A 13,272-nucleotide genomic window follows, 5' to 3' on the forward strand; every position below is an offset into this window, starting at 1 on the left:
CGCTACCGGTGCATCGCGATGTCGTTGCGGGGAAAAGGCTTGATGCGTCGGGTGTGCCGCCCAGCGGACGGGATGGTCTTGGTCCGCCCGGGGGATCGCGCGGGGCGCACGGAGGGCTTCTTCTTCGTTGTCAACCGTGAGGCCTCGCTGGTGGGCGCGCTCTCGGGCTGCGCCGCAGCGGCCTGGACGGGCTCCTGGAGCTCCGGCGCGAGCAGCGGCCGGGGTGCCTCCACGACGCTGGCGAGGAGCGTCGACTCGGTCGAGCTCGCCAGCCCGGCGCGGGGGGCGACCGCGGCGAGCGCGGCGCTGTCGGCAGCGGGCGCGGCGAGCCGGACGCCGAAGAACAGGCTGGCGCCGGCCAGCACGGCGCCGATCGCGGCGGCCGCCGCGAGCCGCGCGGATGGCCTCTTGCGCTTCTTGCGGCTCGACGCCGCGCCCAGGACCGCCGTCGTGCCATCGCCGCCGTCGTCCTCGCAGAGATCCGCCTCCACGACCGGTATCGACGGGGACGTCATGACAGGGTTGCGCCGGGTAACCACGCCGTCCTGCGAGCTCACGGGCGGCGCCTCGACAACGCTCTCCACAGCCGCGTCCCCGACCGCCGGAGCCGGCGTCTCGGTGCCCCACTTGCGTGACGACAGCGCACGCTCCAGCGCCTCTGCCATCTCCTTCGCCGACCCGAAGCGCGCGCTCGGATCCTGCTGCAGGGCCTTCGCCATCCACTCGTCGACAGCGGCCGGCACGTCGATCCGGTGCGCGCTGGGGGGCGTGAACCGCCCCCTGTGCACGGCGAGCGTGAGCGCCGCGAGCGTCTCTCCGGAGAACGGGGTCCGCCCCGTCATCGCATGGTAGGCGACGACGCCGAGCGACCAGAGATCCGCACGGAAATCGAGATCCCTCGGGCTGACGAGCTGCTCCGGGCTCATGTACAGCGGCGTCCCAACCACGTTCCCCGTCGAGGTGACCCGCAGGTCCCGGACCCGCCTGGCGATACCGAAGTCAAGCACCTTGACGAAGGTCTCCCCGTCCACCTGGGTCAGGAACAGGTTGTCCGGCTTGATGTCGCGGTGGACGATGCCGAGGCGGTGCGCCTGCCCGAGCGCCTTGGCCGTCTGCGCCACGATACGCGCCACCTCGCCGAGCGGCAGCCGCCCCTGGCGGCTGATGCGGGTCCTCAGGTCGTCGCCACGGAGGAGCTCCATCGCGATGTACGGCATGCCCTCCGCCGTCAAGCCGTGATCGAGGACCTGCGCGACGTGCGGGCTCGTGATCTGCGCCGCAGCGACCGCCTCTCGCCGGAACCGCTCGACGTAGCCCGGATCATCCGCGTACTCGGGCGACATGAACTTCACGGCGACCTGAGCCTTCAGCGGAAGCCGATCGGCAACCCAGATGCTCCCCATCCCGCCGCGCCGGAGGATGCGCACGAGCCTCAGCGAAGGCGTCACCATCTGTCCGGTGTGCAGGGGCATACCTCTGCTACTCCTTCTCGCACAGGCCCGAGCCGGTGGTTCCGTCAGCTCCAGCCGAAAACTCGCCCGAATGGCGTAAATAGATCACTACGACGCCTTCATTACCTCTGCAAGAGAAACAAAGTGCTCTCCGCCACGTCGGTCACGTCAGTCACGTCAGTCACGTCAGTCACGTCAGTCACGTCAGTCACGTCAGTCACGTCAGAGCGTGTGTCGCGTATCCGCGCACATTGAAGCCAACCCGTCTCTTACATCCCCCAGGAGCGCAGGGGCCACGGAGCACTCATGTGCGATACGGCCACGTGGACGGACATCCACCGTGCGCCGGTGTCGGCGCATGAGCGCATGCCGAGCGCCAGGTTCATCCGGCCGGTCGAAAGCACCCGTCGTCGCGAGCGGTGACGCTGAACAACGGAGTTGAAGGTAGGCCACCTGATGATCAGGTGGGGAGCCCGGGAACAAGCGTGCCTGTCGTGCGGCCATGGCTCGCGATCCGCTGCGGCTTCATCCATGGGCTCACCTCGCGGCGCCAGATGAGCCCCCCGGGGCGCGCGAGGGCTCATCGCCTCTTGACTTCGAAAAAAGTCTTTCATTTTACCTCCACAACCACCGTCCGGGCAGCATGGAGGACGGCGCTCGTGTCTTCATCCAGCGCGGGAATCACGAGGACGGGGCGAGATCCATTGGGGTGTCGGCATCGTCCGACATCGGAGGGCGGGCCTGTCCAGAGCTCCACCCGCGCGGCGCGCTCGCGCTTCCCCGGATCACGCGCCGCGACAGGCGGGTTGTCTTCTGGAGGAGGATTGAAGCCTCTCGTCTTCTGGATGCCGGCTCACTGAAAGAGTTCACCCAGCCGAGGACGGCCTGGACACCCGCGGAGCTCGCGCGTACGCCGGCGGAGGAAATCCACCCGCGCCGAGGCTGAAGCTGAGGCGTAGGGGTGCGATAAAAAATGAAGCGCGGGTGTCATCCATGGTTGCGTCTACGCGCGCAGGCGTAGAATCGCCGGAACCATGAGCCGATCCCCCTCCGACAAGGACGCGCACAAAAAGGCAACGGTCAGCCCCGTGCCGTCGCGAGGGACCCCGCCGGAGACGATCCCGTCGCGCGCCAGCGCCAGCAGCAGCAGCGCCCTGCCGGCAGCGCCGCCCCCGACACGCAACAGCGGCGGCAACGGCAGCGCCCTGCCACCGGCGCCCGCATCGAACCGCGGGGGCAGCACCCTCCCGCCGCCTCAGCAGCACGCGCCGCCCCCGGCGCGCGGCAGCCATTTTCCGGCCGACGCGCGCGTGCGGCGAGATCGGCCGAGCGTCCCGCTCTCTCCGCACGGCGCCTATGCGTCGCAGGAGGCGCGCGGCTGGCGAGAGCGGCCGACCGCCGCCGCCGCGGCCGCGGCGCGCAGCGGCTACACCTTGCAGGATCCGTTCGACCGGTGGGACCCGCCCGAGGGCGCCCCCGCGGCGCCCGCGACCCAGCCGCCCGAGCCACCGAGCTCGCGCGTCCCGGAGGGGTCGCGCCACGACGACGCCGGCCGTGGCCACGCGCCGGCGTCGTCGCCGGCCAGGCGCACGGCGACCGGCGGGCTGCCCGCCGCGCATCAGCCCGCGCCGTCGGCCCGGCCGACCGCGGGGCGCGAGCCGCAACGGCTCCACGAGCCGCACGGCGGGGGCCACGACCCGTACACGCCCATCAACCAGATCCTCGGCTACACGCGCCTGCTCGTGGCGTCGCTGCAGGGCAAGGTCGCGCCGCAGCACATCGAGGACATCCGCAACATCGAGCTCGCGTCGCGCAAGCTGCTCACCATCGTGCAGGCGATGGAGAACGGCGACGAGGACGCGCCCTCGAGCGTGAAGGTCAGCATCCCCTCCCCGCACGAGGAGCCCGCGGTCCACGCCGAGATCGAGGGCAGCGGGCGCGGCACCATCCTCGTGGTCGACGACAGCCGAGGCAACCGCGACGTCCTCTGCCGGGTGCTGCAGAACAACGGCTACCGCACCGCTTCCGCCGAGGACGGACCCCGCGCGCTCGGGCTCGCCGCGCGCGAGCGCTTCGACGCCGTGCTGCTCGACGTGAACATGCCCGGCATCAGCGGCCTCGGCGTGCTCTCCGCCCTGCGCCAGAGCCGGTCGCAGGCCGAGCTCCCCGTGATCATGGTGACGACGCGCGGCGCGAGCGAGGACGTCGTCGAGTCGCTCAAGCTCGGCGCCAACGACCATGTGACGAAGCCGATCGACTTTGACATCCTGCTCGGGCGGCTCGACACGCAGCTCACGCTGAAGCGCTCGCGCGAGCAGCTCTCGCAGCTCGCGGCGGAGCTGTCGGTCAAGAGCGAGTTCATCCGCAAGACGTTCGGCCGCTACCTGAGCGACGACGTGGTGAACCGCCTGCTCTCCTCGCCCGAGGCCCAGCTCCTCGGCGGCGAGGAGCGCGAGGTGACCATCATGATGACGGACCTCCGCAGCTTCACGACGATGACCGAGAACATGCCGCCCGACGTCGTCATGCGGCTCCTGAACGGCTACCTCGGCGAGATGGCGCGCATCATCGTCGCGCGCGGCGGCACGATCATCGAGTTCATCGGCGACGCGATCCTCGCGCTCTTCGGCGCCCCGTTCCCGGCGGGCGACGACACCCGCCGCGCGGTCGCCTGCGCGCTGGAGATGCAGATCGCGATGGACGCGGTGAACGAGAAGAACAGCGCCGAGGGCCTGCCGACGCTTCAGATGGGCATCGCGCTCAACACCGGACCGGTCGTCGTCGGCAACATCGGCTCCGAGGCGCGCACGAAATACGGCGTTGTCGGCGCCCAGGTGAACCTGACGTCCCGCATCGAGTCGTGCACGGTGGGCCGCCAGATCCTGATCGCGGACGCCACGCGCCGCGCCGCCGGCGCGGGGCTCCTGCTCGGCCAGAGCCACGCGCTGGCCGTCAAGGGGTTCTCGAACCGCGTGCTGGTCCACGAGGTCCTGGGTCTCGACAACCCCGAGCGTCTCTACCTGCCCGAGCGGCGGGTCGAGATCCTCTCGCTCTCGTCGCCGCTGCCGGTCGTGTGCGCGCGCCTCGCGGGCAAGCGGGTGGAGGGCGAGCCGCAGTCCGCCTTCATCCTCGGGCTCTCGCCCTTCGGCGCCGTGCTGCGGATCCATCCCCGGCCCGCGCCCTTCACGAACCTCCAGATCCACCCGTCCGGCGCGCTCGCCGAGCAGCTCGGCGGCGAGCTGCACGCGAAGGTGATCGAGCTCGACGCGCGCGCCGACGACGTCGTGCGCATCCACTTCACGTCGTCGCCGCCGGGGCTCGCGGCGTTCGTCCAGAAGCTGCACCGCGCCGAGGCGTAGCGGCTCGCCGCCGTAAAGGCAGGCTCGCGTCTGGGTGTGCGGGAGATGCTGCCGAGCCGCCCGGCCCCCGGGGAGGGTGTACGTCGCGTGGGAACCTGGGACGAACTCGAGCCCTCCCCTGGTGCCGGGGAGCGGACGACGGGCCAACTCAGGGTCTCGTGGAAAAGAGCGAGACGACGCTCTCCGGGGCGCTCTGCGGGAGCCTGGTCGTCAACAGGCATGTTCACCTCGAACCCGTGCTCCTGAAGGAGCCGTATCGGCTCGGCGACCGGTTCTCCTCGGCTCCGAGGACATCGACCTGCGTGTAACCCAGGGCGACGCGCTCCTGGGAGAGCACCTTTGCTTCGAACAGGCGCCTCGCCTACGCTCCGCCCTCGCAGCGCAACACGGCCCCTTCACGCGGCCCCACACTCCGAGGTAGCAGACGCACATGCGTTCCCTGACCGTCGCGGGCCCTGCGGGCGCGCTCCACATCGTCGATCATCCGGCCACGGGCGCTCCTACCGCCGCGGGCGCGGGTCCCTCGAGCGAGGCGCCGCCGGTCGTGCTCGTGCACGGCATGGTCGGCCACGCCGGCTTCTGGGAGGCGCCGCTCGCGCACGCCTCCGGCCGGCGGCGCGCGGTCGCCATCGACCTCCGGGGGCACGGCGCGTCGGAGCCCCCGCCCGACGCGGACTACGCTCCGTCCGCGTGCGCGGCCGACGTGCTCGCGGTCCTCGACGCCCTGGCGCTCCCCCGCGTGGCGCTCGTCGGCCACAGCTACGGCGCGCTCGTGGCGCTCGCCGCCGCGGCCGACCACCCGGAGCGGGTCGCGCGCCTCCTGCTCGCAGACCCGCCCCGGGATTTCACGCAGATCCCGGCGGAGATCCAGGCGCAGCACTTCCCGCCCTACCTCGCCGCCCTCGCGGCGGACGGCTGGCGTGACACCGCCTTTGCCACCTTCAACGAGGCGCTCGCGGGCAGCACGCCCGCGACCCGGGAGACGGTGCTGGCGCGCGTCGCCGCCACGCCGCACGACCGCATGCTCGGCATGTCCCGGCGTTTGCTGGAGTTCGAGGCGGTGAACGCGCTGGACCGCTACCTCGCCACCCCGGGCGCCCGCGCCCACGCCATCGTCGCCCCCTCGAACGCATGGCCGCAAAGCCTGCACGCGCTGAGGCCCGCGCTCACGGCGGTCGTGCTGCCGGAGACCAGCCACTGGCTGATGCTCGACGCGCCGGCAGCGTTCGCCGCCGAGCTCGAGGCATGGCTGGACGCCGCCTGAGCCCGGACTACGGCGCTCCCGCTCTCCGGCTCAGCTCCGCCCTCGCTTCCCCGCGGCGAGCTCGCCGAACCGCTCCAGGTAGCCCCCGAACCGGTCCAGCACCTCCCGCTCGGTGAGCCCGAACTCGTCGAGGGCATAACGATGGACACCGCAGCGGTGCTGCGGGTGCTCGCGCATCCACCCCTCGATCCGCGCGGCGACAGCGCCGTCGAACCCGAGGCCGAAGCGCTCGTGGATGCGCCGCACCAGCCCGGCGGGATCCGCGGTCAGCTCCTCGTAGCTCGCGTCGAGGAACCGCGCCGGGTCGAGCCGCGCGCGGGCCTCGAGGAAGCGGTCCATCATGGCGCCGAGCAGCTCGAGGCCCCTCGGGCCGACGGCGCGCGGCTCGACCCGCCGCTGGTGCATCGCGCGCGCGGCCGCGACGAGGCTGCAGAACGACGGGACGACCCGGAGCGGATCGCGGTGCGTCATCACGACGCACGCGTCCGGATACACCTGCAGGAGCGCGGCGATCCCCGGCAGGTGGAAGGGAGACTTGAGCACCCAGCGCCCCTCGGGGCGCCCCCATTGCAAGACCTGCAGCTGGCGGCGGTGATGCTGGTAGTCCGGGACGAGGTCCTGCGCGAGCGCCCACCTCCGGTACGACGGCGTCTCGGCGCGGACACAGGGAAGAAGGGTGTTCTGCATCAGGAACACGCACTCTTCCGGGCCGTCCGCGGAAAGCTCGTGGATGGTGGCAAAGATCGGACAGACGGCGTGCGCGAAGCGGACGCGGCGCCTCGCCGCCGCGCGCCGGGGGTCGCGGGCTTCGTCCTCGGGGCGGACCGGCGGCGACGGCGCGTGGATCCGCCAGAGGCGCGGCGCGTGCGCGTCCGGGTGCAGGATCATCAGGTTGTGCAGCAGCGTCGTGCCGGTCCGCGGATAGCCGACGATGAAGACCGGGCGCGGCGTGCGCTGCTCGGCGATCCGCGGCTCGCGCCGCACGTCCTCGCGCAGCAGCAGGCGATTCGCGATCTGCCGCTCGATCTCGTCGCCGAAGCCGAGCCTCCCGAGCAGGGCCAGATCGGCCTCGTCCTCGAGCGAGGCGGAGAGGACCCGCAGCCCCTCCCAGAACCAGCCCTCGCCGGGATCGGTCAGCCCCGTGCGCCGCCGGGCGCGCTCGGACAGGACGTCGACGTCCAGGGGGGCGAGCGCACGCAGGGCCGAGCGCCCCATCCGCGCCCCGACCGCGTTGAGCGCGCGAAACGGCATCGACACGCGGTACGGATGGGAGGTCGATCTCGTGGGTCCGTGCATGCGCCGGCCTCAGGGTAGGCGCGCGCCGCACGGAGGGGTAGCGCCGAACGGGCGCACGCGGGCCGGGCGGCGGCCGCACCACGAGCGCCTCGCCGTCCTTTTCGGCGGGGCGCTCCCGGCCCACACTGCCGCCATGCACGACGACAGCGCCCCCCGGCACTCCGCGCTCACCGAGAGGACCCTGGCTCACTACGACGATCATGCCCTGTCGTTCTGGGAGGGCACGCGCGATCACGACGTCTCGCAGAACCGCGCCGCGCTGCTCGCGGCCCTGGAGGGGGCAGGCCCGTTCACGATCCTCGATCTCGGCTGTGGCCCCGGGCGCGATCTCGCGGCGTTCCGGGCCGCGGGGCACAACCCGGTCGGCCTCGACGGGTCCGCGCGGTTCGTCGAGATGGCGCGGCGGCACGCGGGCTGCGAGGTGCTCCACCAGGACTTCCTGCGCCTCGACCTCGAGGCCGGGCGCTTCGACGGGATATTCGCCAACGCGTCGCTGTTCCACGTGCCGAGCAAGGAGCTGCCGCGCGTGCTCCGCGAGCTCCACGCCGCGCTCCGCCCGCGCGGCGTCCTCTTCAGCTCGAACCCGCGCGGCGACGATCGGGAGGGGTGGTCGGGCGACCGGTACGGTTGTACCTGGTCGCTCGAGCGGTGGCGGGAGCACGTGACCGCCGCCGGGTTCGAGGAGATCGAGCACTACTATCGACCGGCGGGCCGGCCGCGCGAGCAGCAGCCGTGGCTGGCGACGGTGTGGCGCAAGCGCTGAGCCTCGGGCGCGGCCCAGCGACGCAGCAGGCCACAACCCCCTCCCGAGCCGCTTGATTCGCAACAGCGCACCTGAATGCGGCCCTCGGTCGTCGCGAACTCCGCCAGATCGCCCGGACAATTCACCGAGCTGACCGGCAGGTGCAGGTGGCAGCACATGTCGCGCTCGCCGCCGCAGCAGCAGCCGCGGTCCAGCGACGCACGGACCGCCGACGCCAGCGTCCGGATCGTTCGTGAGTAGCTCGGTCGGCTCCCCAGGAACGACTGCCGCTCGTCCGACTTGGATTGGATCGCCGCCGGCTTCGCCGTGACATGTCACGGGTGCACTGTGACATGTCACGGGTACACCGTGACATACACCACCAACAGCAAAATCCATCCTGACAACATGTGGCGTAGCAGCCCCTCTCGCCCTTCACCCGCTGTCGTTGCGGCGCTCTGGCGCTGCAGCGACCCGAATTTGGCGCAGCTGCGTATGCGAGCGCCCGGGACACCTGAGTTGGCGCGCCGGTTGCTTTGTCCCGTCAGAGATGTGCTTCAGCTGAGCCATGCGCGTCGCCGAACCGTGACCTACGCATCGCCTGAACGTCGCTGCGCGCTCGGGCGCGGACAGCGAGCATCGCTCGCGTGGATCAGCGTTGAAGCGTTGTCAACGCAGTAAGAACCCTATCCAGGAAACGAGTGAAGAACGTGTCAAACAAACTCTGGAAGCTCTCGTGCATGCTCCCTGCCCTGCTCATGGGAGTCGGCTGCGTCGCGGCCACGGATGATCAGGCGAGCAACGACCTGGTGGATGACGAGGCGGTCGGCTCGGCCGAGCAGGCATTCAGCGGCTACTGGGGCTGGTGGCGGGAGACGGAAGGTTACGATACGCCGAGAGCGGACCTCGCACCGGACTTCGATAGGACCTGCTTCCTCTCCGGGGTCGCCGGTGACCTCAAGTCCAACAGCGGATCGCCGGCTAATCCCCCCCTCAGCTCCGCCTTCGCGGGGGTCTATGACAGCGGCGGCCGTTGGTATTTTTATACGCAAGGCAACCACGTGACCACCAAGGTCAAGGCGACCACCCTCTGCGTTCCCAGCGTCGCGAACAGGACGACGCCCGTCGAGTGGAAGGGCGGAGAGGCGGCGAAGGTCCTGGCGCCGGTCACCGCCAACCGGCGGTGTGGCCTGGACATCGTGAAGAACTCGGAGACTCATTATAATGACAACAATTGGCAGGCCGCCGGCGATAGCGTGATGGTCTGGAACGACGGCACCAACTGGTACATCGGCGGCACCGGGAACGCCCACGGCCGCGGCAGGTGCGTGGACGCCACCAGCGGCAGCGGCACCTGGGGCTGGACATATATTGCGCCGAGCTCCGGTACGGCCACGCACAACCTGATCCAGGCAATCCACGACGGCACGAGCCCCCTCGGCACGCAATGCTTCCTCACGGGCGTCGGTGGGCGCTTCCAGACCAGCTCCTGGACCGACGGCGTCTTCGTCACCTATGACCCCGGCTCCACCTGGTGGAGGGTGACCGTGAGCAACGGCAAGACGGCCCACATCATGTGCATCCAGTAGACTCCGCACGACGGTCGACGAATCCCTCCCTCAACAGGTCGCCTGGGCGCCCTCCGTGAGCCTCTGCGGTCCCGCCTGCTGCCCGACCCGGGTCGACGCATTGCACCCCGACCCGGGTCGACGCATCGACCGGCGCGGAACCGTCCAGTCACTTCTCGCCTCAACTGCCCTCGCGTCCCGCCCGCGGGCCCGCGGCGACGACGCCGTCGGTCAGTGCGCCCTGATCACCTGCGGGCGCGCGGGCGTGCGGGCGGCGGGGGCGCGGGACGCGGGCCCGCGGATGACCGCCGGGCCCAGCGCGACGATCACGAGGGCCAGCGCCACGACGAGGGCGAGGCCGCCGCGCAAGGTGAGATGATCGGAGACCAGGCCGATGGCCGGAGGGCCGACGAGAAAGCCGCCGTACGACAGGGTGGCGAGCGTCGCCAGCGCCTTGCCGGGCGCGACGCCGGGGGCGCTCGCCCCGGCGCGGAAGACCAGCGGCACCACGACGGACAGGCCGGCGCCCACGCACCCGAACCCGAGCAGCATGGCGACGGGGGCGTTGGCGAGCAGCGCCGCGCCGAGCCCGCCCGCGACCACGACACCGGCCGCGCGCACGACCCGATCGGCGCCGAACCGCTGCGTCAGCCCGTCCCCGGAGAACCGCCCGAGGAGCATCGCCAGCGAGAACGCGGCGTAGCCGGTCGCCGCGAAGGCCGCGGTGGTGTGGAGCTCGTCGCGGAGGTAGACGGCCGACCAGTTGGCCATCGCGCCCTCACCCACGGACGAGCAGAACGCGACGAGGCCGAGCAGGAGGAGCGCTGTCGAGCGGGCGGTCCCGGGGCCGGACTCGGTCGAGGGCTCGGGGCGCGCGTCGGCCGAGAGCGCCCTGCCCTCGCGCGCGACGGCCGCGGCGAGGACGGCGGCGACGGCGACGAGGTGCGCCGCGGGCGACAGCGCCCGGTCGGCCGCGAGCGCGCCAAGGGCCGCCCCGATCAGCCCGCCGAGGCTGAACATGCCGTGGACCGAGGCGAGGATGGGCCGACCGGAGCGCCGCTCGACCTCGACGGCCTGCGCGTTCATCGCGACGTCCATGAGGCCGTTGCACACGCCGAGCAGCAGGAGGGCCGCGACGAGCGCGGCAAAGGAAGGGGCGAACGCGGGCAGGGGCAGCGCCGCGCACAGGAGCAAGGCCGAGACCCGGGTGACGCGCCGGCTCCCGAAGCGGGCGACGAGCGGCCCGGCGGCGCGGAAGGCGAGCATCGCCCCGCAGGCGAGGCCGAGCAGGGCGAGGCCGAGCAGGCCGTCGCGCAGCCCGAGCCGCTCGCGGACCGCAGGGACCCGCGCGGCCCAGGACGCGAAGGCGATGCCGTTCGCCACGAACATGACCGAGACGGCGCGCCGAGCGCGCGCGACGTCGTCAATGGGTGAGAGGGGGACGTCCATCACGGCACCCCCCGCGCAGGACCAGGCGAGCCGCTGGCGCACAGCCGCGGCCAGGGGAAGGCCGTCCGGAGGACGGCGGTGAGAGTTGGAGGCTCCCCGGAAGGTTCGTGCATTTTCGTGAACATCAGGGAAAGATCATGGGGCCGGAAGGGACCGGAGCAAGCAACTTCGTGCACAAACAGGAACAATCGTGCAAAACAACGCAGACACCTCCGGCCTGATGGTGGCCGAGCGGCGCCAGCATATTCTCGCGGTACTGGAACGTGATGGGAAGGTGGTGGCGGCAGAGCTGAGCCGTGCCTTCGGCGTCTCGGAGGACACGATCCGGCGCGATCTGCGCGAGATGGCGAACGAGGGGCTCTTGCAGCGGGTTCACGGCGGCGGCCTGCCCGTCTCGCGGGTGAACCCGAGCTTCCCTGCGCGCGAGCGGCAGCGGCCGAAGGCCAAGGAAGAGCTCGCGCGGGCCGCGGCGACCTTGATCAAGCGGGGTCAGGTCGTGTTCATCGACAGCGGGACGACCAACGTGGCTGTGGCGCGCCACCTCCCGCGCGATCTCGAGGCGACGGTCGTGACCAACAGCCCTCCTGTCGCCATCGCGCTCTCGGAGCACCCGCGGGTGGAGGTGGTCCTGCTGGGCGGGCGCATGCGCAAGGATCCGCTGGCCGCCGCCGACGGGGTGACCATCGCGGGGGTGCGCCAGATCCGGGCGGACCTCTGCTACCTGGGGGTGTGCACGCTCGATCCCACGTTCGGCGTCACCACGCTGGATCTGGATGAGTCGTACGTGAAGCGGGCGATGGTGGAGGCCTCGGCCGAGGTCGTCGCGCTGGTGACCGCGGACAAGCTGGGCACCGTGTCGCCGTACGTGGTCGCGCCGCTGAGCGAGCTCACGTGGCTCTTCACCGAGCGCGGCGTGTCGAAGGAGGCGCTCGCGCCCTACCGGGCCGCGGGCGTCACCGTCACGCAGGACCTCGAGGCGGAGCCGGCCTGAACCAGCGGGTCAGAGAGCCTGCCACGACTTCCAGGAGGCGCAGGCTCGCGCTGGCCATGCCGAGCTCGAGGTGCCTGGACGCCTTCGCTCATTCCACGACGACCTTCGCCTTCGTGAACTTGACTGTCCCGCTGTTGTTCTGGGCCTCGACCAGCAGCTTGACCTCGTGCAGATTCCCGAGGGGAAGGCCGAGCGCTTCCCACTTGGTGAAGTGTTCGGAAACGGAGATGGTGCCGCACGTGCGAGCCGTCCGCCGGATGCTGAAATATTGATCGAACGTCTCGCTCGGCCCCGTGATGGCCGGCTTGTTCACGCGGGTCTTCTTCCACACGTCGTAGGTCTCGCCGTCGGCAGTGAGCGTGCCGACCTCGTCCCGCGGCGTCCCGTCGGAAGAAAACCCTGCCGGCTTTACGCTCCCCCAGTCGTCGAGGATATAGAACTCGCGCAGCGGGTTGACGGTCCAGCCGTAGATGCCGATGTACGTCAAGCCGCCGTCCTCCTCCGTCTTGGTATGCGCGAACTCCGCCGAGAAGGTGCCGATCTGGGTGTGCTTCTGGGTCTGGTTGAAGTCGAGCCCGACGCGCGCCAGGAAATCCTCGACGCCGTTCCATTCCGCGCTGAAGGCGGCGTCGACGCCGTGCACGGTCATGCAGCCCGTCCCGCCTCCCTCCGCCCAGAGCTCATAACCGTAACCATTGCCCGCATTGCCTCGGCTGTTCGAGCAATACTCCCTGCCTCCGGTCAGCGGTGTCGCTGGCGGGCAGGTGGTCGCGCCGCTGCCCGTGGACCCGCCTTCGCCGGTGGACCCGCCGCCGTCGCCGGGGGAGCCTCCTCCACCCGTCGCTCCGCCCGCGCCAGGGAGCCCGCTGCTGCTGCTCGCGCCGCCGCTCCCCGTGACGCCTCCGGTAGCGGAGGTGACGTCCGCGCCCCCGGCGCCCGGTTGACCACCGCCTCCGCTCCCGCCGGTGGATCCTGCGATCGATCCGCCGCTCCCGGCGTCGTCCTTCACCTCCCCGGAGCCGGAACAGCCCGTGAAAGCCGCGGCGGCGAGGCAAGCGGCGAGGGTACCCATCGACCAACGGGACGGAGCGAGAACCTTCATGGTTGGAGCATGCCAGGGTACGCACAGGGTGATCAAGGGAGGCGAACCGC

The 13,272-nt window shown here is 71.2% G+C and carries 10 protein-coding genes; 6 read left to right on the forward strand and 4 right to left on the reverse strand.

The annotated features are described in order from the left end of the window. Positions 1-2: 2 nt before the first annotated feature. Positions 3-1,472: a protein kinase domain-containing protein gene (locus WMF12_RS21255; protein ID WP_437873324.1), complete on the reverse strand. Its 1,470-nt coding sequence runs from the start codon at positions 1,470-1,472 to the stop codon at positions 3-5. A 1,013-nt stretch (positions 1,473-2,485) separates the two neighbouring features. On the opposite strand from WMF12_RS21255, the gene WMF12_RS21260 reads away from it, so the two are divergent. From WMF12_RS21260 to WMF12_RS21270, 3 genes are all read left to right on the forward strand, one after another. Further along, positions 2,486-4,810: an adenylate/guanylate cyclase domain-containing protein gene (locus WMF12_RS21260; RefSeq protein ID WP_437873325.1), complete on the forward strand. Its 2,325-nt coding sequence runs from the start codon at positions 2,486-2,488 to the stop codon at positions 4,808-4,810. 158 nt (positions 4,811-4,968) lie between these two features. Next, entirely contained in the window at positions 4,969-5,118 is a 150-nt protein-coding gene (locus WMF12_RS21265) for a hypothetical protein (protein ID WP_437747440.1), read from the forward strand. Positions 5,119-5,240: 122 nt separating this feature from the next. Further along, positions 5,241-6,074, forward strand: a complete 834-nt coding sequence (locus WMF12_RS21270) for an alpha/beta fold hydrolase (protein WP_437873326.1) — start codon at positions 5,241-5,243, stop codon at positions 6,072-6,074. Positions 6,075-6,104: 30 nt separating this feature from the next. On the opposite strand, the gene WMF12_RS21275 is transcribed toward WMF12_RS21270, so the two are convergent. Then, positions 6,105-7,325: a sulfotransferase family protein gene (locus tag WMF12_RS21275; protein WP_437873327.1), complete on the reverse strand. Its 1,221-nt coding sequence runs from the start codon at positions 7,323-7,325 to the stop codon at positions 6,105-6,107. Between the two features lie 178 nt (positions 7,326-7,503). Here WMF12_RS21275 and WMF12_RS21280 point away from each other — a divergent pair, with 178 nt between their 5' ends. Both WMF12_RS21280 and WMF12_RS21285 read left to right on the forward strand, forming a co-directional pair. Beyond that, complete coding sequence (locus WMF12_RS21280; RefSeq protein ID WP_437873328.1) at positions 7,504-8,133, forward strand: class I SAM-dependent methyltransferase; 630 nt, start codon at positions 7,504-7,506, stop codon at positions 8,131-8,133. Positions 8,134-8,822: 689 nt separating this feature from the next. After that, a complete protein-coding gene (locus WMF12_RS21285; RefSeq protein ID WP_437873329.1) occupies positions 8,823-9,701 on the forward strand; it encodes a hypothetical protein in 879 nt (292 codons plus the stop codon). Between the two features lie 210 nt (positions 9,702-9,911). Here WMF12_RS21285 and WMF12_RS21290 read toward each other — a convergent pair whose 3' ends face one another. Continuing rightward, complete coding sequence (locus tag WMF12_RS21290) at positions 9,912-11,129, reverse strand: MFS transporter (protein ID WP_437873330.1); 1,218 nt, start codon at positions 11,127-11,129, stop codon at positions 9,912-9,914. Positions 11,130-11,319: 190 nt separating this feature from the next. Here WMF12_RS21290 and WMF12_RS21295 point away from each other — a divergent pair, with 190 nt between their 5' ends. Beyond that, complete coding sequence (locus WMF12_RS21295) at positions 11,320-12,120, forward strand: DeoR/GlpR family DNA-binding transcription regulator (RefSeq protein ID WP_437747445.1); 801 nt, start codon at positions 11,320-11,322, stop codon at positions 12,118-12,120. A gap of 88 nt (positions 12,121-12,208) precedes the next feature. On the opposite strand, the gene WMF12_RS21300 is transcribed toward WMF12_RS21295, so the two are convergent. After that, complete coding sequence (locus tag WMF12_RS21300) at positions 12,209-13,222, reverse strand: glycoside hydrolase family 11 protein (RefSeq protein ID WP_437873331.1); 1,014 nt, start codon at positions 13,220-13,222, stop codon at positions 12,209-12,211. Positions 13,223-13,272: the final 50 nt, after the last annotated feature.

This window comes from Sorangium sp. So ce363 (genome assembly GCF_051520435.1).
GTDB classification, from domain to species: domain Bacteria; phylum Myxococcota_A; class Polyangia; order Polyangiales; family Polyangiaceae; genus Sorangium; species Sorangium cellulosum_B.

Excerpts from the sequence above, each read along its gene's own strand:
- WMF12_RS21255 (WP_437873324.1), bottom strand. The coding sequence starts at position 1,472 with ATGCCCCTGCACACCGGACAGATGGTGACGCCTTCGCTGAGGCTCGTG.
- WMF12_RS21260 (WP_437873325.1), top strand. The coding sequence starts at position 2,486 with ATGAGCCGATCCCCCTCCGACAAGGACGCGCACAAAAAGGCAACGGTC.
- WMF12_RS21270 (WP_437873326.1), top strand. The coding sequence starts at position 5,241 with ATGCGTTCCCTGACCGTCGCGGGCCCTGCGGGCGCGCTCCACATCGTC.
- WMF12_RS21275 (WP_437873327.1), bottom strand. The coding sequence starts at position 7,325 with ATGCCGTTTCGCGCGCTCAACGCGGTCGGGGCGCGGATGGGGCGCTCG.
- WMF12_RS21280 (WP_437873328.1), top strand. The coding sequence starts at position 7,504 with ATGCACGACGACAGCGCCCCCCGGCACTCCGCGCTCACCGAGAGGACC.
- WMF12_RS21290 (WP_437873330.1), bottom strand. The coding sequence starts at position 11,129 with ATGGACGTCCCCCTCTCACCCATTGACGACGTCGCGCGCGCTCGGCGC.
- WMF12_RS21300 (WP_437873331.1), bottom strand. The coding sequence starts at position 13,222 with ATGAAGGTTCTCGCTCCGTCCCGTTGGTCGATGGGTACCCTCGCCGCT.